Annotated in this window: 19 protein-coding genes and 1 pseudogene; 5 read left to right on the top strand and 15 right to left on the bottom strand. The window is 70.7% G+C overall.

Annotation, left to right across the window (positions count from 1 at the left end):
- A partial coding sequence (locus tag ACYVGD_RS08770; RefSeq protein ID WP_460742894.1) for a DDE-type integrase/transposase/recombinase occupies positions 1 to 906 on the top strand: 906 nt, incomplete at its 5' end.
- A 9-nt stretch (positions 907 to 915) separates the two neighbouring features.
- On the opposite strand, the gene ACYVGD_RS08765 is transcribed toward ACYVGD_RS08770, so the two are convergent.
- Positions 916 to 1692, bottom strand: a complete 777-nt coding sequence (locus ACYVGD_RS08765) for a spermidine synthase (protein WP_460742892.1) — start codon at positions 1690 to 1692, stop codon at positions 916 to 918.
- A gap of 65 nt (positions 1693 to 1757) precedes the next feature.
- On the opposite strand from ACYVGD_RS08765, the gene ACYVGD_RS08760 reads away from it, so the two are divergent.
- Entirely contained in the window at positions 1758 to 2321 is a 564-nt protein-coding gene (locus ACYVGD_RS08760) for a DUF4245 domain-containing protein (protein ID WP_460742890.1), read from the top strand.
- A 1-nt stretch (position 2322) separates the two neighbouring features.
- Here ACYVGD_RS08760 and ACYVGD_RS08755 read toward each other — a convergent pair whose 3' ends face one another.
- Positions 2323 to 2559 carry an exodeoxyribonuclease VII small subunit gene (locus ACYVGD_RS08755; protein WP_460742888.1) on the bottom strand — a complete coding sequence of 79 codons (237 nt, stop codon included), beginning with the start codon at positions 2557 to 2559 and terminating at the stop codon, positions 2323 to 2325.
- Positions 2556 to 3800 (bottom strand): exodeoxyribonuclease VII large subunit, encoded by a 1245-nt coding sequence (xseA, locus tag ACYVGD_RS08750; protein ID WP_460742886.1) that lies wholly within the window; start codon positions 3798 to 3800, stop codon positions 2556 to 2558. Before xseA ends, ACYVGD_RS08755 begins: the two co-directional genes overlap by 4 nt.
- Positions 3801 to 3869: 69 nt before the next feature.
- On the opposite strand from xseA, the gene ACYVGD_RS08745 reads away from it, so the two are divergent.
- Positions 3870 to 4853 carry a 4-hydroxy-3-methylbut-2-enyl diphosphate reductase gene (locus tag ACYVGD_RS08745; RefSeq protein ID WP_460742884.1) on the top strand — a complete coding sequence of 328 codons (984 nt, stop codon included), beginning with the start codon at positions 3870 to 3872 and terminating at the stop codon, positions 4851 to 4853.
- Positions 4854 to 4856: 3 nt separating this feature from the next.
- Here the strand turns inward: ACYVGD_RS08745 and ACYVGD_RS08740 are convergent, their stop codons facing one another.
- The 4 genes from ACYVGD_RS08740 to ACYVGD_RS08725 form a co-directional block, all read right to left on the bottom strand.
- Complete coding sequence (locus ACYVGD_RS08740) at positions 4857 to 5834, bottom strand: hypothetical protein (RefSeq protein ID WP_460742882.1); 978 nt, start codon at positions 5832 to 5834, stop codon at positions 4857 to 4859.
- Positions 5835 to 5862: 28 nt separating this feature from the next.
- Complete coding sequence (locus ACYVGD_RS08735; RefSeq protein ID WP_460742880.1) at positions 5863 to 6657, bottom strand: carbon-nitrogen hydrolase family protein; 795 nt, start codon at positions 6655 to 6657, stop codon at positions 5863 to 5865.
- A gap of 213 nt (positions 6658 to 6870) precedes the next feature.
- Positions 6871 to 8133 carry a threonine ammonia-lyase IlvA gene (gene ilvA / locus ACYVGD_RS08730; protein WP_460742878.1) on the bottom strand — a complete coding sequence of 421 codons (1263 nt, stop codon included), beginning with the start codon at positions 8131 to 8133 and terminating at the stop codon, positions 6871 to 6873.
- A 318-nt stretch (positions 8134 to 8451) separates the two neighbouring features.
- The gene (locus ACYVGD_RS08725) at positions 8452 to 10107 is read right to left on the bottom strand and encodes a DNA recombination protein RmuC (RefSeq protein ID WP_460742876.1); all 1656 of its coding nucleotides are present in this window, start codon (positions 10105 to 10107) and stop codon (positions 8452 to 8454) included.
- Positions 10108 to 10197: 90 nt separating this feature from the next.
- Here ACYVGD_RS08725 and ACYVGD_RS08720 point away from each other — a divergent pair, with 90 nt between their 5' ends.
- Positions 10198 to 11484, top strand: coding sequence for a M18 family aminopeptidase (locus ACYVGD_RS08720; RefSeq protein WP_460742874.1), 1287 nt, complete (start codon positions 10198 to 10200; stop codon positions 11482 to 11484).
- Here ACYVGD_RS08720 and ACYVGD_RS08715 read toward each other — a convergent pair whose 3' ends face one another.
- The 6 genes and pseudogenes from ACYVGD_RS08715 to ACYVGD_RS08690 form a co-directional block, all read right to left on the bottom strand.
- Complete coding sequence (locus ACYVGD_RS08715) at positions 11485 to 11772, bottom strand: hypothetical protein (protein WP_460742872.1); 288 nt, start codon at positions 11770 to 11772, stop codon at positions 11485 to 11487. It lies immediately after the preceding gene.
- Positions 11772 to 12539: an alpha/beta fold hydrolase gene (locus ACYVGD_RS08710; protein WP_460742870.1), complete on the bottom strand. Its 768-nt coding sequence runs from the start codon at positions 12537 to 12539 to the stop codon at positions 11772 to 11774. Before ACYVGD_RS08710 ends, ACYVGD_RS08715 begins: the two co-directional genes overlap by 1 nt.
- Positions 12540 to 12559: 20 nt before the next feature.
- Positions 12560 to 13057, bottom strand: coding sequence for a GTP-binding protein (locus ACYVGD_RS08705; protein ID WP_460742916.1), 498 nt, complete (start codon positions 13055 to 13057; stop codon positions 12560 to 12562).
- Positions 13058 to 13228: 171 nt separating this feature from the next.
- Positions 13229 to 13881, bottom strand: a pseudogene (locus tag ACYVGD_RS08700) (GTP-binding protein); the annotation flags it as partial.
- Positions 13844 to 14353 (bottom strand): polysaccharide deacetylase family protein, encoded by a 510-nt coding sequence (locus tag ACYVGD_RS08695; RefSeq protein WP_460742868.1) that lies wholly within the window; start codon positions 14351 to 14353, stop codon positions 13844 to 13846. The pseudogene ACYVGD_RS08700 and the gene ACYVGD_RS08695, both read right to left, overlap by 38 nt.
- 401 nt (positions 14354 to 14754) lie before the next feature.
- Complete coding sequence (locus tag ACYVGD_RS08690; RefSeq protein ID WP_460742866.1) at positions 14755 to 15048, bottom strand: DUF3072 domain-containing protein; 294 nt, start codon at positions 15046 to 15048, stop codon at positions 14755 to 14757.
- A 66-nt stretch (positions 15049 to 15114) separates the two neighbouring features.
- Here ACYVGD_RS08690 and ACYVGD_RS08685 point away from each other — a divergent pair, with 66 nt between their 5' ends.
- Positions 15115 to 15771, top strand: coding sequence for a trimeric intracellular cation channel family protein (locus ACYVGD_RS08685; protein ID WP_460742914.1), 657 nt, complete (start codon positions 15115 to 15117; stop codon positions 15769 to 15771).
- 113 nt (positions 15772 to 15884) lie between these two features.
- Here the strand turns inward: ACYVGD_RS08685 and ACYVGD_RS08680 are convergent, their stop codons facing one another.
- Positions 15885 to 16457, bottom strand: coding sequence for a dihydrofolate reductase family protein (locus ACYVGD_RS08680; RefSeq protein WP_460742864.1), 573 nt, complete (start codon positions 16455 to 16457; stop codon positions 15885 to 15887).
- Between the two features lie 110 nt (positions 16458 to 16567).
- Complete coding sequence (locus ACYVGD_RS08675) at positions 16568 to 17119, bottom strand: hypothetical protein (RefSeq protein WP_460742862.1); 552 nt, start codon at positions 17117 to 17119, stop codon at positions 16568 to 16570.
- Positions 17120 to 17144: the final 25 nt, after the last annotated feature.

Below are 17144 nucleotides of genomic sequence, written 5' to 3'. Positions count from 1 at the left end.
CTCGACCTCACCGACGACCAGGCCGCGCTGTTGTGTGGCATGTCCCCGGCCACCATCGACCGGCGCCTGGCCGACGACCGGGCCCAGCTCCTGGCCGGCAAGGGCCGCTCGATGACCAAACCCGGATCGCTGCTGAAGTCCTCCATCCCGATGAAGACCTGGTCCGAGTGGTCCGACACCACCCCCGGCTTCGTCGAGATCGACCTGGTCTCCCACGACGGCGGCGACAACAACGGAGAACACTGCTGGACCCTGTGCGTCACCGACATCGCCACCGGCTGGACCGCCGCCGTCACCGTGATGGGCAAGGGCCAACGACGCGTCTGCGCCGCCCTGGAACAGATCTGGCTGGCCTGGCCGTTCCACGTGGCCGGCATCCACTCCGACAACGGCTCGGAGTTCATCAACCACCACCTCATCGGCTGGTGCCAGACCCGCCAGATCACCTTCAGCCGATCCCGCCCCACCCGGTCCAACGACAACGCCTGGGTCGAGCAGAAGAACTGGTCCCTCATCCGCCGCTGCGCCGGCTACTTCCGCTACGACACCCCCCGCGAACTTTCACTGCTGAACCAGCTCTGGGCCGCCGAAGCACTCCTGGTCAACCTGTTCACCCCACAGCAGAAACTCGCCACCAAAACCCGACAGGGCGCCAAGGTCACCAAGACCTACCACCCTCCAACAGGGCTGGCCCGAACTCCTCACCACCCACGGCCGCCGCGACCTGGACCACCAGCTCGACACCCTCAACCCCGCCGAACTCCGACGCACCGTCGCCGACCTCCAAGGCAACCTGATCGAACTCGCACGACGCCGCGGCCCCGTCCCACAACGCCCCAACCGCCACGGCGTCTACTCCTCCAAACGCAAGATCAGCGCCCCCTGCACGCGGGCGTCTTGAGATGAGTCAACGACTCAAACCAAGCGGGCATCTTGACATGAGTCATCAGGCTCGGTTCTGCAATGCGTGCGGAACGACCAGGTCGCCGGTCGGCGATGTTGTTCTGGACGCTTGGCCAAGTGAATGGCGTACTCGATCTGGTGACCCTCCCGCTCGACCGGCACCGCGACCTCGCGTACGCCGGGGGACAGCGCCTCAAGCGTCGCCGCGAGTGCCGGCGACCGGCCCTGGCACCAGACCGCGAGCGTGCCGCCCGGGGTGAGCCGCGCGAGCGCCGCCTCGAGCAGCGGCGCCTCGTAGAGGTCGGCGTTGGTCGCGTGGATCAGGAAGTCCGGCCCGTTGTCGACATCGAGCAGGATGGCGTCCCATGGCCCGGGCGGCCCGGCCTCGCCCCGCAGCACGGGGGCGACGTCGCCGACGTGCAGGTGGGTGCGCGGGTCGCCGGCCACGCAGCCCAGCAACGGCGTCTTCCCCTCGCGCGCCCAGCGCACCAGCGCCGGCTCGAGCTCGACCACGTCGAGGCGGCGTACGCCGTGCTCCAGCAGGCGGGACGCGGTGAAGCCCAGGCCCAGCCCGCCCACCAGGGCCGTGCGTGCGTCGGCGGCGGTGTCGGCCAGCGCGATCTCGCTGGCGACCTCACGGCTGTCCATGGCGAAGGCGCCGTTGACGATGAGCTCGTGGACGACCTGGCCGCCGTCGAGACGCCGCTCGCGCAGCACTACCTCGTGGTCACCGTTGGTGGACCGGCCGAGCGTGCGCAGGTCGTCGGGCTCGCGACGGAAGAACCTCATGGCGCCGAACCGTACCGGACGGCATCAGATTTTCGGATCGTCCCGCGTTCTGTGAGGATGTCTCGGTGGCGAACAATCAGCGCAGGGCGACCGGGGGAGACATGATCCGGTCGATCGCAGTGATCATGGTGCCGGTCCTGATCCTGATGGCGCTGCTGACCTACACGCCCGAAGAGCCTGAGGTGCCGACGGTGCAATGGCAGCCCGCGCTGGCCGATGCCCGCGCCCAGGCGCCGTTCAAGGTGGTGGCGCCCAAGGACCTGCCGGAGGGGCCGAAGCAGTGGCGCGCCACGCAGGTGCACTGGTCGAAGCCGGGCGAGCCCGGCCCGTTCGGCAAGGACCCGACGCCGCGCCACCAGTGGTATCTCGGCATGATCAGCCCCGACACCATCCACTATGCGCTGCGTCAGGCCGACGGCGACCAGGACGCGTTCATCGCCGAGACGACCCGCTCGGCGAGGCCGGCGGGGGAGAGCACGATCGGCAGCGAGCGCTGGATCCGCCTCGAGACCGACGACGGGCGTACGCGCGCCATGGCCCGCAAGGGCGGCACCGATGTAGTCGTCGTGACCGCCGACACCGACTTCGGCCACCTCGACCAGTTCGTGCGCGCCCTGTCGACCGACTGACTCAGCCCTCGTCGCGTGCGCGGGCGGCGTCGATGCGTGCCTTGGCACCGTCGAGCCAGCGCTGGCACGTGTCGGCGAGCTTCTCGCCGCGTTCCCACAGCTCCATCGACTCCTTCAGCGTCGTGCCGCCCGATTCGAGGCGGCGCACGACCTCGACGAGCTCGTCGCGCGCGGCCTCGTAGGACAGTTCGTCGTCGGCCCCCGTCTCGATGGCCGCGGTGTTCTCCGCTTCGGTCATGGTCGCCCTCCCTCGTTGTTCCTGGCTTCGCTGGTATGGATGTCGCGGACGCCGACGACCAGCTCGCCGTCGCCGAGGTAGACCTTCAGGTCGTCGTCGAGGTCGACCTCGCGCACCGACGTGACCGACTCGCCCTCGCCGTCGACGAGGATGGCGTAGCCGCGCTCGAGCGTGGAGCGCGGTGACACGGCCCGCACCCGCTGGAGGTCGTTGGTCAGCGCCGTCTGCTCGGTGCGGAACCGGGCGTCGAGCGCGCGTCCGGCGCGTTCGCGCAGGTCGTCGATCTGGTCATGGCGCGTGGTGAAGAAGTGGAGCGGGTCGCGCATCATGGGGCGCTCGCGCAGCTGGGTGAGGCGGTCCTGCTCACGGCGGACGTGATCGACCACGCGCGTACGCAGCCGCTGGCGGGCGTCGACGACGTGGCGCAGCTCGTCGCGCACGTCGGGCACGACGCGGCGGGCCACGTCGGTCGGGGTCGACGCGCGGACGTCGGCGACGAGGTCGAGGATCGGGGTGTCGACCTCGTGGCCGATCGCCGACACGACGGGGGTGCGCCTGACGAAGACGGCGCGCATGAGGCCCTCGTCTGAGAAGGGGAGCAGGTCTTCGAGCGAGCCACCGCCGCGGGCGACGACGATCACGTCGACGTCGGGGTCCCGGTCGAGGGACTCGAGACCGGCGACCACCGACTCGACGCACGAGGGCCCCTGCATGGTGGCGTGGTGGACGGCGAACTCGGCACCGGGCCAGCGGATGCGTACGTTCTCGATGACGTCGCGCTCGGCGGCCGAGCCCTTGGCCGTGACCAGGCCGATGCGTCGCGGCAGGAACGGCAACTGCTTCTTCAGCTCGCGGGCGAACAGGCCCTCGGCGTGGAGGCGCTGGCGGCGGGCCTCGAGCTCGGCGAGCAGCCGACCCTCGCCCGACGGGCGCAGGTCGTCGCAGCGGAACCCCAGCGAACCGTTCTTCATCCACACCTGGGGCTGGAGGCGGGCGGTGACGACCATGCCCTCGCGCAGCGGGCCGGCGGCGTCGAGCACGACCGCGTCGCACTGGACCGACACCGACACCTCGGCGTGGCGGTCACGCAGCGTCAGGAACTGCACCGGCGAGCTGCGGCGCTTGATCTCGATGACCTGGGCCTCGACCCACACCCACCCGCAGCGCTCGACCCAGCTCTTGACGGCCCGCACGACCGCACCGAGCTGTTGCGGGCTCTCGGGAGAGGTCTGCAGGGCCATGGGATCACCCTAGCCACGGCCACCGACACTTCCGCGCACCGTTGTGCGGTCCCCCGTAGACTGACCGGCATGACTGCTGAGAAGACCGAGACCGGCAAGCGGGTCGTCGTCGCGGCCCCCCGTGGCTACTGCGCGGGCGTCGACCGCGCCGTCGTGACCGTCGAGAAGTCCCTGGAGCACTACGGCGCGCCGGTCTATGTGCGCAAGCAGATTGTCCACAACAAGCACGTCGTCGAGACCCTCGAGGCCCGCGGCGCGATCTTCGTCGACGAGCTCGACGAGGTCCCGGAGGGCGCCATCACCGTCTTCTCCGCCCACGGCGTCTCGCCGATGGTCCACGAGCAGGCCCGCGTACGCCACCTCCAGACCATCGACGCCACCTGCCCGCTGGTCACCAAGGTGCACCACGAGGCGAGGCGGTACGCCAAGGAGGACCTCGACATCCTGCTCATCGGCCACGAGGGCCACGAGGAGGTCGAGGGCACCTCGGGCGAGGCGCCGCAGCACATCCAGCTCGTCCAGTCCGTCGAGGACGTCGCGAACGTGACGGTGCGCGACCCCGAGAAGGTCGCCTGGCTCTCCCAGACGACGCTGTCGGTCGACGAGACCATGGGTATCGTCGCCGAGCTGCGCAAGCGCTTCCCGAACCTCATCGACCCGCCGTCCGACGACATCTGCTACGCGACGTCGAACCGCCAGGCCGCCGTCAAGCAGATCGCAGACCACTCCGACCTCGTCATCGTCGTCGGTTCGGCCAACTCGTCCAACTCTGTACGCCTCGTCGAGGTCGCGCTGGAGGCCGGTGCCAAGAAGGCCTACCGCGTCGACAACGCGTCGGAGATCCAGGAGGAGTGGCTCGACGGCGTGGAGTCGGTCGGCATCACCTCGGGTGCGTCGGTGCCCGACGTGCTGGTGCAGGGCGTCATGGAATACCTCGAGGCGAAGGGATTCCCCCACGGCGAGGAGGAGGTCCTCACCGAGGAGACCCTGACGTTCGCCCTGCCCCCGGAGCTGCGCAAGATCATCGGCAAGGAGAAGGCGCGCGAGCGCTGACCGTCAGCGGCGGCGCTGCCCGGCCGCGTCGAGGTAGATCGATCGCTGGGTGCCGCCGACGCCGCGGGTGGTGACCGCGTAGACGGCCTGCCCCTGCTCGTCGGGGGTGACCTGCCCCCACCAGTCCTCGACGGTGCCCTCCGACTGGAGCACGCGCAGCGCCTCGAACACGAGTTCAGGCTTCAACGTGCGGGCGTCGAAGGACGGGTCGGTCGACGGCTCCTCGCCCTCGCCCGTGGCAGCCGAGTGGACGTCCGCCAGGCCGCGATGGACCGTCATGGACTTCGCCTTCTTCACGCCGGTGACGCGCGGGTCGTTCGGCGCGAACACCGAGACCTGGTTGCGGGGCTCGAGGACGACCTGGGTCGCCCGGATCAGCCCCGTCTTGAAGAGCAGCTCCGCGTACGCGGCCGACACGCCCTCGCGCGTCAGCAGGTCGAGCCGCCGCCGCGGCACGATCGACTCGTCGAAGCTGACCTTCTCGCCCTTGATGCCGGGCTCGATCGAGGCCGTCGGCAGGCCGAGCGAGGCGCGGTTCTGGAGGTAGAAGAAGGGGCGCGGGTTCGGCGGGCCGGGATTGGTGACGGCCTTCTCCGCACGGCGCAGGATCGTCGAGAGGTCGACCAGCGGCAGCGCGTCGAGGTCGACGGGCAGCGCGTCTCGCGGTGGGGTCCACGGCTCGTCGCGGAACTCGCCGTCGGGGCCTGCCCACGTGTACTTGCGCGTTCGGGTCTCGATCGTGACCCAGCCTGCGGTGAGGCCCAGCGCGTACACCTCGCGGTCGCCGAGGCGTGGTTCGAGGACTGTCATGGCCTGGTCGAGCGACCCCGGCTTCAGGAAGAACTCGGGGTCGACCCGGCCCGTGGTGGGCGAGTCGCTCGGCACGGGGGAGGGGGTCGACGACGGGGACGCCGGCTGGCACCCGGTGGCGCCGATCAGCGCCGAGGCGGTGCCCAGCGCCAGCAGCGTACGTCGTGTCATCCCCACAGCGGCGATCCTACCCGCGCGCTCAGCTGAGGCGGGCGTTCTTCAGCACCGGCAGCTTCTCGCGCACACCGGGCACGTCAGACGGGTCCAGGTCGACGACCAGCAGCTCGGGCGCGGCACCGGCGCGGGCCACGACCTCACCCAGCGGCGAGGCGACGAGGCTGTGGCCGACACCCGTGGGCGCCCCCTCCTTGGCCTCGACCCCCGACTCGGCCGGGTCTGCCTGACCACAGGCGACGACATACGCCGTGGAGTCGGCCGCACGGGCACGGCACGCGAGCTCCCACTGCTCGGCCTTGCCCGGGCCGGAGCCCCAACTCGCGCAGACGACGTGGACCGCGGCGCCGGCGCGCGCGTTGTCGATGAACAGCTGCGGGAAGCGCACGTCGTAGCAGATCGCCACGCCGAACGTCGTCCCGTCCAGGTCGAAGCGGACGAGCCCCTCGCCAGGGGCGACGGTGTCGGACTCGCTGAAGCCGAACGCGTCGAAGAGGTGGATCTTGTCGTAGGACGTGCCGACGTCGGGGCCCGTCACGAGCAGGGTGTTGCGTACGCGACCCTCGGACCCGGGGGTGAACATGCCCAGCACGACGGTGATGCCGTGCTCGCGGGCGATCTCGCGTACGCGCGTGGCGAAGGGACCGTCGAGCGGTTCGGCGATCTCGGTGAGGTTGTGGCCGAACGCGCGCATGGTGGCCTCCGGGAACACCACCAGCGAGGCCCCGGCGGCCGCGGCTTCGGCAGTCTTCTCGGCGACGAGCTCGAGGTTGGCGGCGACGTCGCGCGACGTGCACACCTGGGCGATGGCGATCTTCATGGCGTCTCCTCGGATCGGTTCGGCGTTGTGTACATGGTCCATGGAATCAGGTGGCGAGCCCCGGCTGACGGGCTGTCGGCATGCGGCGTGAGCAGTACGGCGTACGCACTCGTGGCATGCCGAGCTGGGCTGGATCGAGGGGTGACGTACGCGATGCTCTCGCGACGAGAGGACCGGCGCCTGAACGCCCCGGGTCGGGTGCCTCCCGGTGAGTCAGACGAGGTAGCGGTAGGACTGCGATCCGGGCTCGACGCGGGTGACCTCCATCGGGGACTTCTCGATGCGCTGGAGCAGCGAGTGGAGGTCGCGGGCGTCGGACAGCTCGATGCCCACCAGCGCGGGCCCGGTGTCACGGTTGGACCGCTTCACGTACTCGAAGAGCACGACGTCGTCGTCGGGGCCGAGCACCTCGTCGAGGAAGCGGCGCAGTGCGCCGGGCTCCTGGGGGAAGTTCACGAGGAAGTAGTGCTTGAGGCCCTCCCACAGCAGCGAGCGCTCGACGACCTCCGCATACCGCGACACGTCGTTGTTGCCGCCCGAGACGATGGCGACGACGGTCTGGCCGGGGAAGGCCTCGACCTGTCGGCCGAGCGTCGACGCGGCGAGGGCGCCGGCGGGCTCGGCGATGATTCCCTCCACCTGGTAGAGGTCGAGCATCTCGCGGCAGATCTGGCCCTCGGGCGCGGTGGTGAGCCGGATGCCGGAGTCGGCGACGATGCGGTGGGTCAGGTCGCCGGCGCGCGCCACGGCAGCCCCGTCGACGAACGTGTCGATGTGCTCGAGGTCGATCGGGCCGCCGGCGCGTACTGCCGTCGCCATGCACGGTGCACCCTCCGGCTCGACGCCGATGACGCGGGTCTCGGGGTGGTGCTCGGCGAACCACGTGATGCAGCCCGACAGCATGCCGCCGCCACCCACCGGGATGACCACGACATCGGGGGCCTTGCCGAGCTGCGAGACGAGCTCGGCAGCCAGCGTGCCCTGGCCCGCGATCGTTCGTGGGTCGTCGAACGCCGGCACCAGCGTCGCGTGGGTGGTCGCGGCCTCGGCGAGCGCCGCGGCCGCGGCCTCGTCGTAGGTGTCGCCCACCGACACGAGCTCGATGAACTCCCCGCCGAGGGCGTTCATGCGGTCGCGTTTCTGGCGCGGGGTGGTCGTGGGGATGAACACGCGGCCGTGGATGCCGAGCGCGGCACAGGCGTACGCCACTCCCTGACCGTGGTTGCCGGCGCTAGCGGCGATGACGCCCGCCTGTTTCTCCGCGTCGGTGAGCCCGGCGATGAGGTTGTACGCGCCGCGGATCTTGTAGGAGCGCACCGGCTGCAGGTCTTCGCGTTTGAGCCACACCTCGGCACCCGTGCGCTGGGAGAGCCGGTCGTTGCGCTGCAGCGACGTTGTCTCGATGACACCGGCCAGCGCGCTGGCGGCGGCGTCCACGTCGGCGGCGGTGGGAAGAGTCAGCTGGTCGTCACGCACCCGCCCAATGATGCCGTCTCTCGAGGGGTGCCCCGAACACGGTCCGCCGAACGGTTCAGCGGAAAGGGCGGGTCAGGCCTCATGGCGGGCGAGTGGCGAAGCCGACCGCTCGGGCCGCCTCCACGATGGCGTCGACCTTGTCGGCGTCGAGTCCGAGGTCGGCCCGGGGGCCACGGAACGCCCGCTCGCGGCGCTGGGGGTGGGAAAGGGCCGGCCCCGGACAGGGCGGTGTCCGGGGCCGGTGGTCTTCTCCTCGTCTTGCTGCGCTCGCTCGGAGGGCGGGAGGGCGGTGCATGAGAGCTCGCTGGAGGGCAGGGGTCAGGAGGTGCGACGCTCCGCGGGGGGCGGCGCCGGAGGGTCGACCCAGTCGAGGAGGTCGGGCTCGTCACGCGTCAGCGCGTCACGCTCGGACAGGGCGCGGCGCCGCTTGGAGCCGCGCCCGATCATCGGCTCGACCTGGGCGGCGTCCTCGACCAGTTCGGGGGCCGAGACGTCGCGTACGGCCTCGTCGACCGTCTGGTGGGCGCCGAGCTCCTTGTCGGTGACCTGGAGGTCGCGGAACTTGCGCGCCGTCACCAGCACGCGCGACTCCATCGACCCGACCATCTGGTTGTACGCGTTCACCGCGGCCTTCAGCGAGCGACCCGTCTTGTCGACGTGGCTGCCCATCGCGGCCAGGCGGTCGTGGAGCTCGCGGCCGAGCGTGAACACCTCGGCGGCCGACTCGGCGAGCGCCGCCTGCTTCCAGCCGTACGCCACCGAGCGCAGCATCGCGATCAGCGTGTTGGGCGTGGCCACAACCACGTCGCGGTGGGCCGCGTATTCCTGGAGGTCGGGCATCTGCTCGAGCGCGGAGAACAGGAACTGCTCGTTCGGCAGGAACAGCACGACGAACTCGGGGGTGGTGGTGTCGGACTTCCAGTACTGCTTCGACGACAGCTGGTCGACGTGGGACTTCACGTTCTTGCCGAACAGGGCGAGTTTCTCGGCGCGCACCCGCTCGTCCTCGGTCTCGTGGGCCTCGAGGAACGCCGACAGCGGCACCTTCGAGTCGACGTAGACGAACTTGCCGTCGGCGAGGTTGACGCGCATGTCGGGACGGATCGTGCGGTCCTCCGACGTCGTGGTCGTGGTCTGGAGGTCGAAGTCGCAGCGGTCGACCATGCCCGCGTACTCCGCCACACGCTTGAGCTGCATCTCTCCCCACGAGCCGCGCACCTGGGGCTTGCGCAGCGCGGTCGCGAGCGCGTGGGTCTCGCGGCGGAGGTGTTCGCCGGTCCTCTGGACCTGCTGGACGTGGTTGCGCAGCTCGGTGGCCATCTCGACGCGGTCCTTCTCGACGGCGGCGAGGCGGTCGGAGAACTTCACCATCAGCTCGGTGAGCGGGTCGATGATCGCCTTGGTCTTCTCCAGCCGCTGCTCGGCCGTCGCCTCGGCGGTCTTGCCCTGACGCTCGAGCGTCTCACCGGAGAGGACCTTGAACTGGTTGACCAGCGACTCACGGTCTTCGGCGAGCTTCGCGACTCGATCGCGGGCAGCGTCGCGCTCGGCGCGGGCCGCCGCCAGCTGGGACGCGACCTCGGCGGCCTCCGACTGGGCCTGGGCGGTCTCGGCACGGGCCTCCGCCACCTCGGTGCGCACATCGGCAGCCAGTGCCTCGGCGCGGGCGAGCTCGGCGCGCAGCGAGGCGGACTCGGCGCGCACGTGAGCCGTCTCGGTGCGGGCGTCGGCTGCCTGCGTACGCGCGTCCGCGGCCTCGGCGCGGGCCTCGGCCGCCTGGGACTGTGCGTCGGCGATGCGCGTATGGGCGTCGGCGACGCGGGCCTGGGCGTCGGCCAGCTCGGCCCGGGCCCCCGCGGTCTCGGCACGCTCGTCGGCCGCGGCGGACGAGGCCCGGGCACGCAGCGCGAACCACGCGGCGGCTGCGCCGATCGCGAGGCCGATCACGAGCATCAGGACGGAGGTGAGATCCATGCGATCGATCCTGCCGGAGGGGTCTGACAATTTCTGACTGCCGCTCCGGCCACCGTTCGATCGGTCCGGACGAGGTGGTTGACTGAGCCCATGCCCCACGCCGAGTCCGCCAAGCACATCACTGACTTTGCCGCCTTCGTCCAGGCGTCCCCGAGTTCCTACCACGCGGCCGCCGAGATCGCGCGCGTGCTGACCGAGTCGGGATTCAGCCAGCAGGACGAGACGCGGGCCTGGGACGTCTCGCCGGGCGGTCACTTCATGGTCCGCGATGGCGCGGTCATGGCCTGGCGCATCCCGAAGAAGGTGTCGGTCGAGACGGCGGGCTTCCGCATCGTCGGCTCCCACACCGACTCGCCCGGGTTCAAGGTCAAGCCTGACCCCACCTACGGCAACGCCGGGTGGCAGCAGGTCGGTGTCGAGGTCTACGGCGGTGCGCTCATCGGCTCGTGGACCGACCGCGAGCTCGGCCTCGCCGGCCGCGTCGTCACCCAGAACGGCGACGTCCACCTGGTGAAGACCGGCCCCATCATGCGCATCCCGCAGCTGGCGATCCACCTCAACCGCTCCGTCAACGACGAGGGCCTCAAGCTCGCCAAGCAGCAGCACACCCAGCCGATCTTCTCCGTCGGCCGCCCCGACCTGCACATCATGGACGTCATCGCCGCGTACGCCGACGGCGCCGACCTCGACGCCGACGCCATCGCCGGCCACGACCTGATCTCCTACGACTGCCAGAAGCCGCGCGTGTTCGGCGCCGACGACGAGTTCATCGCCTCGGGTCGCATGGACAACCTCACCGGCGTCCACTCCTCGCTGATCGCGCTGACCAACACCGAGGAGTCCGACGACATCCAGGTGATGGCCTGCTTCGACCACGAGGAGATCGGTTCGGCCACGCGGTCGGGGGCGGCCGGCCCGATCCTCGAGGACGTGCTGCTGCGTACGGCCGGGGCGCTCGGCGCCGACGTCGACCAGACCCACCGCATGATCGCGCGCTCGACCTGCGTGTCGATCGACGCCGGCCACGCGGTCCACCCGAACTACGCCCACATGCATGACCCGGTGAACCGCCCCCTGCTCAACGAGGGTCCGCTGCTGAAGATCAACGCCAACCAGCGCTACGCCACCGACGCCCTCGGCTCCCAGCTGTGGCGGTGCGCGTGCGCGATGGCCGGCGTACCCACGCAGGCGTTCGTGTCGAACAACGACGTGCCGTGCGGCTCGACGATCGGCCCGATCACGGCGACGCGCCTGGGCATCACCACGGTCGACGTCGGTGTCCCCCTGCTGTCGATGCACTCCGCGCGCGAGATGGGGGGCATCGACGACCTGTACTTCATCACCCGCGCGTTGCAGGCCTACTGGCAGGGCGCCTGATCACAGGCCGAACGCGCGGGCGACCAGCCCGAGCGCGGCCACGCACGAAAGCAACAGGACGCCGGTGCGGAAACGCGCCGACGTCACGTGCTGCCGCAGCCTGAGCGCCGCAGTGAACCCGACGAGCGTCGCCGGGACGAGCACGAGCACGCCCGTGGCCACGGGGCCGGTGCGCAGGGCGCCCGCCGCGCCGAGCGTGCCGAGCGACAGGAACGACCCGATGCAGAACGTCAGGGCGAGAGTCGCACGGGAGCGTGCGGGATCGTGGTGGCCCAGGTCCCACGGCATCAGCCGCGGGCGCGCTCCCACAGATCGGTGAGCGCGCGGACGCAGGCGTCGGGTGCCTCGAGCGGGATCAGGTGACCGGCCTCGACCTCTTGCACCTCGCACCCCAGCGCGTCGGCCAGCGTCTGGTGGGCGGCCTCATCCATCAGGCCGTCCTCGGTACCGCGGACCACCACGGCGGGCACGTCCGCCTCCTCGAGGACGTGGGTGCGGTCGGGTCGGGCGGCCATCGCGCGCTGGGCCCAGGCAATGCCCTCCAGCGGCGCGGCGTCGGCCCACTCGTCGATCGTCCGGGCCAGGTCGGGGCGGGAGGTGCGCGTCGTCTCGCCCAGCAGGTTCGGCTTCATGCCCCGCAGCAGGTCGCCGGCGAGCTCGCCGCGGTCGGCGCCGTCGGCCATCTTCAGTCGTCCCTTGCGGGCCTCGTCGGGGTCGGCCGTCGACTTCGTGCCGAACAGGCCGATGCCGGCCACGCGGTGCGGCGCGGCCTCGAGCATCGCCATGGCCACGTATCCGCCCATCGAGTTCCCGGCGACGACGAAGCGGTGCTGCCCGCGGGCGTCCAGCTCCAGCAGGACGGCCTCGGTGTACGCCTCCAGCGAGGGCTCGTCGTCGGCGTCGCCGCCGAATCCGGGCGCGTCCACGAGGACGACGTCGCCCTCGAGCGCCTCGGCGACCTCGGACCACACGCGGTGGTCGAACGGGAACGGCGGCAGGAGCAGGAGCGGGAGGTTCGAGACCTCGGACTGGGTGTGCAGCGCGACGGTGGCCATGTCACCACTTTGACAAATCGTCATTTCCATGACGACGCCGCCCCCTGCGCGTGAAGCGCAGGATCAGGCCGAACACGCGCTCCATCAGTAGGAGCGTCGCCAGGGCCATGAGCCCGCCCGCGAGCGTCGGGTTGTTGCCGAGGGTCGTGCGTGCCGCGACCGCGCCGATCAGCGAGAAGACGGTGATGGTGGCCGTCGAGCTCGACGACCAGGCAGGCGTCGAGAGCCGTACGCAGCGCCCCGTGGTCGAGGTCGGTGCCGATGAGCACGATCTCCTGGGTGGGGGAGTCGGGCTCGCGCAGCGACAGCGGCTCGAACCTGGCCACCGCGCCGGCCTGCGACCACAGGCCGGAGATGCCGGGCCGTGACGCGAGCACGAAGAACCCCTTCGAGCGCAGCACGCGTCCGTAGCGCGGGTCGTCGAGCGTCGAGACGAGGTCCCACAGTCGCTGCGGGTGGAACAGCCGGTCGGAGCGGTAGACCAGGGACGAGATCCCGTACGCCTCGGTCTCGGGCACGTGGTCGCCGTAGAGCTCGGCGACCCAGCCGGGCGCGGTCTGGGCGCGCTCGAGGTCGAACGCGTCGGTGTCGAGGATGTCGGCGGGGTCGATGCGGCCGAACTCGCTGGTGATGACGCGGGCCGCCGGGTTGAGCCGCGACAGCAGCGCCTCCAGGCGTAAGCGCTCGGCGTCGTCGACCAGGTCGATCTTGTTGAGGACGATGACGTCGGCGAACTCGATCTGGTCGACCAGCAGGTCCGAGACGGTGCGCTCGTCGTCGGCGTACTGGTCGAGGGAGCGCTCGACGAGCGAGTCGCCGGCCTCCAGCTCGCGTAGCAGGTTGGCGGCGTCGGCGACCGTGACCATGGTGTCGAGGCGGGCCACGTCCCACAAGGCCTTGCCGTCGTCGCGGGTGAACGCGAACGTGGCGGCGACGGGCATGGGCTCGGAGGTGCCGGACGACTCGATCAGCAGGTAGTCGAAGCGGCCCTGCGCCGCCAGCTCGGCGACCTCCTGAGCAGGTCGTCGCGCAGCGTGCAGCAGATGCAGCCGTTGGTCATCTCGACGAGCTGCTCCTCGGTGCGGCTCAGCGCGCTTCCGGCGGCGACGAGCGAGGCATCGATGTTGACCTCGCTCATGTCGTTGACGATCACGGCGACGCGTACGCCCGCCCGGTTGGCCAGGACGTGGTTGAGGAGCGTCGTTTTGCCCGCCCCAGGAAGCCGGAGAGGACGGTGACGGGAAGACGCGGCTCGATAGACATGGGAATCATTATCGATAAGCCCTCCGGGGAGGGCAACCCGGTCAGATCCCGCAGTCGGACAGCCTCGCGAACTCGACACCGGCCGCGCGCATCTTCGGCAGGGCGACCTTCATGCCCTCGAACGTCGCGTGTCTCGGCTGGTTGAAGTGGCCGATGATGATCGACCCCGGCTTCGCCCTCGCCGTCTCCTGGGCGGTCTGGCCGGCGGTGTAGGTGGTGCCGGCGTCGCCGTTGGTGTCGAAGTCGATCGGGACCTCGCCGCACGCCCGGAAGATCTCGAGGGCCAGGTCGTCGTACCAGGCCGTGCCCGTGCGGAAGTAGCGCGGCGGCCGGCCCATCAGCTCGGTCAGGTGGAGGTGGTTGCCCATCACTTCGTCGTAGACCTCGCCCACGTCCTTGGTGCCGGGCTCCTTGTACTGGGAGCGGCCCGTCACCGACAGGGGTGTGTGGCGGGTGCCGTGGTTGCCGATGTCGAACAGGTCCTGTTCGGCGGCGAAACGTTCGGCCTCGGCCCGGTTGGCCTCGACCCAGCGCTTGTTGAGGAACAGCACCACCGGGATGCGCCGCGGCGCAGCAGGTCGATCAGGTCGCGGTCGTAGCCGCTGCCGCCCGGGCCGCCGCACGCGTCCAGCGTGAGCACGACCTTCTTCGTGTCGGTGCGGCGGACCAGCCCGGGCACCTCGGCGAGCTCGCCGTTCGACCACAGCTTCGGCCTGCGCCCGGCGAAGCGCTGGACGATCTCGTCGCGGCCGAGCACGGCGGGCGCGTTCGGTGTGGGCGTGGGCGTCGGGGCCGGCGGACGCTGCGACTCACCCCTGGGAACGGCCGGGGTGGGGGTGTCGGACTGGGGGCCGGGGGCGCAGCCAGTGGTGGCGAGGGTAACCGCGCCAGCGACGAGGGTGCGGCGCGAGACGTTCGGTGACACGCCTGGGCACTGGGCGCGGGCGGCCCGTCAGGACTGGCCGGCCGGCGGGCGGCCCGTCTTCTGCTGGAGCCTGTCGATGTGTTCGGACGCCTGGGCCTTGGTGAGGTCGGCGGGCAGCTCCTCGCCGGCCTCCTTGCCGAGCGCGTCGAGGTAGGAGCGCTGGGCCGCGGTCATGGGTTCGTCGCCGGTCACCCAGTCCTCGGGGTCGCGCTCGAGCCCTTCGCCCTGCTGGGGCGACGTCGCGCCGATGGTCTTCCCGCCGGGAGCAGGGCGGTCGGCCATCGCGTTGGGCATGGTCGGGTTCTGGTCCTGATTCGTCATGTCGACAAACCTAGTCGGCGACTCCGACAATTTCGGCACCACCCGCCATGATGGTGTTCCGTGACGATGAACCCGCAGCACCTGTTCGATGCGGTCGACCTGCTCGGCGTGCTCACCAACGGCATCCTGGGCGGCACGCTTGCCCGGTCGCGCCGGTTCGACCCCGTCGGGTTCGTCGTGCTGGGCATCGCCTCAGGGCTGGGCGGCGGCATGATCCGCGACGTCCTCCTGCAGGCCGGGCCTGCGGTCGCACTTACCAATCCTGCTTATCTGGTCACCGCTCTGGTGGGAGCCCTGGTGGCCTTCCTCCTGCCGATGAGGGGCCGCTGGCTCACCCGGGTCCTCGCCGTCGCGGACGCGCTCTCGCTCGGTTGCTGGGCGGCCACCGGCACCGGCAAGGCGCTCGCGCACGACATCACTTGGCTGCCCGCCATCCTGCTCGGCTGCGTCACAGCGGTCGGCGGCGGCGTGGTACGTGACGTGCTCGTACGCCGCGTACCCGTCGTCTTCGGGGGCAACACCCTTTATGCGACCCCCGCGCTCGTCGGCAGCATCGTCATGGCGGTGCTGGCCACGCACGGGCACCCGAAGTGGGGCATGGGTGCGGCCATCATCACCGTGACGGCGTTCTGTCTCGTCGCCCGCCGACGTGGCTGGGCGCTGCCGGTGTCGTCGGACGAGGCGCGCCTGCGCCTGCGCAGATCACGCGAGAAGCGCGGGTGAGCCCCGCATGCGTCAACCGCGGGTGAGGTCGTCGAGCGACCACGCCGCGGGTCGGGCGTATCTGGTAGCACGGGACGCCCACTCCGCCCACGGCCGCCCCACTCGGGGCGAGATCAGCGTGGCTCGGGCCCCTCGACGGCGAACCGCATCGCCGTCATCTGGCCGTCACGCTCGATCAGCTCGCGCCGGAGCCTGAGCCGGCGGGGGAGAAGGGGCTTGCCCGCGCCCAGCGTCACCGGGCAGACGTGGACCCACACGGTGTCGAGCAGTCCCGCGTCGGCGAACTGGCCCGCCAGGTCACCACCGCCGACGATCCACACGTCCCGGCCCTCGGCGGCCTCGACCAGCCGGGGGTGGAGCTCGGTGACGTCGCCCGCATACACCTGCACACCCTCGGGCGGGTCGATGTCGCGGTGGGTGACGACCCACGACGGCTGGGAATAGGGCCAAGCGAGCTCCTGGCCGTCCTTGGTGAGCTCGCGGGTGATCCACGCGTACGAGCTCGCGCCCATCACGACCGCACCCACCTGCGCGATGAACTGGTCGAAGTCGAGCTTGTCGCCGTCGCCGTGGCGGCCCTCGGGGTCATCGCGGTGGCTGGGGGTCGAGAAGAGCCAGGAGAGGCTCTCGGCGTCGTCGGCGATGAAGCCGTCTAGGCTGGTGCCGGTGCAGTAGATGGTTGCCATGCCCCCACGATGGCAGACTCCTCCGACAAAACGCGTTGCGGGAGGCGGGGAATGCGGCGAGCTGTTGCCATGGAGCTCACCCACCACCGGACGTGCCGGTGCCCTGTGACTCAGGCCGGGCGGTTGGCCTCCATCCACCCTACGAAGCCGTGGTCGTCGTCGGGGGCGTCCCACACGTCGGGAACGGGACCGAGCTCGGCCTCCACCCACGCGCGGAATTCCGCGTGGGCCTCGACGGCCTCCTCGTCCTCGGGCTCGTCGCCGAAGGTGAAGTCGGTGTATTCGTCGTAGCCCACGGCCAGCATGCGGCAGAAGTCGACCGCGTCGTCGGCCAGCGGCCACAGTTCACCGTCGGAACCGAGCGCCACGAACCGCACCTTGTCGTCGGCGTCGAGCCACATCGCACCGAGGCTGCCGTCGGCACTGATGTCGGCGATCGCGACCAGGCGCTCCGACCCGGGCGCGCCCGGCTCGAGCCATCCCACCGTGGACGAGTCGGGGGAGAACACGACGCCGAGCTGGCGGTCATCCGCGTACGGGGTTAGGTAGTAACCGTGCTCGTTCTCCAGCTCGTGGCCCTGGGCCTCCATCCAGTCCCATGCGCGCAGGAGCGCGTCGGGCACCGGGAATGGAGCCTTCAATTCATCGGACATGCGTGACATGGGGGCAGCGTAGGCCGCCGAGGGT

The sequence above is a fragment of the Mariniluteicoccus endophyticus genome (assembly GCF_054780035.1).
Note: the sequence above shows the minus strand (reverse complement) of the source record. Positions and strands in the feature narration are given on the sequence as shown.

Coding starts and splice junctions, on each gene's coding strand:
- ACYVGD_RS08755 (WP_460742888.1), bottom strand. CDS start 2,559: ATGACCGAAGCGGAGAACACCGCGGCCATCGAGACGGGGGCCGACGAC.
- ACYVGD_RS08725 (WP_460742876.1), bottom strand. CDS start 10,107: ATGGATCTCACCTCCGTCCTGATGCTCGTGATCGGCCTCGCGATCGGC.
- ACYVGD_RS08710 (WP_460742870.1), bottom strand. CDS start 12,539: ATGGCCACCGTCGCGCTGCACACCCAGTCCGAGGTCTCGAACCTCCCG.
- ACYVGD_RS08680 (WP_460742864.1), bottom strand. CDS start 16,457: ATGGCAACCATCTACTGCACCGGCACCAGCCTAGACGGCTTCATCGCC.
- xseA (WP_460742886.1), bottom strand. CDS start 3,800: ATGGCCCTGCAGACCTCTCCCGAGAGCCCGCAACAGCTCGGTGCGGTC.
- ACYVGD_RS08765 (WP_460742892.1), bottom strand. CDS start 1,692: ATGAGGTTCTTCCGTCGCGAGCCCGACGACCTGCGCACGCTCGGCCGG.
- ACYVGD_RS08715 (WP_460742872.1), bottom strand. CDS start 11,772: ATGCCGTGGGACCTGGGCCACCACGATCCCGCACGCTCCCGTGCGACT.
- ACYVGD_RS08675 (WP_460742862.1), bottom strand. CDS start 17,119: ATGTCACGCATGTCCGATGAATTGAAGGCTCCATTCCCGGTGCCCGAC.
- ACYVGD_RS08740 (WP_460742882.1), bottom strand. CDS start 5,834: ATGACACGACGTACGCTGCTGGCGCTGGGCACCGCCTCGGCGCTGATC.
- ACYVGD_RS08685 (WP_460742914.1), top strand. CDS start 15,115: ATGAACCCGCAGCACCTGTTCGATGCGGTCGACCTGCTCGGCGTGCTC.
- ACYVGD_RS08720 (WP_460742874.1), top strand. CDS start 10,198: ATGCCCCACGCCGAGTCCGCCAAGCACATCACTGACTTTGCCGCCTTC.
- ACYVGD_RS08745 (WP_460742884.1), top strand. CDS start 3,870: ATGACTGCTGAGAAGACCGAGACCGGCAAGCGGGTCGTCGTCGCGGCC.
- ACYVGD_RS08690 (WP_460742866.1), bottom strand. CDS start 15,048: ATGACGAATCAGGACCAGAACCCGACCATGCCCAACGCGATGGCCGAC.
- ACYVGD_RS08735 (WP_460742880.1), bottom strand. CDS start 6,657: ATGAAGATCGCCATCGCCCAGGTGTGCACGTCGCGCGACGTCGCCGCC.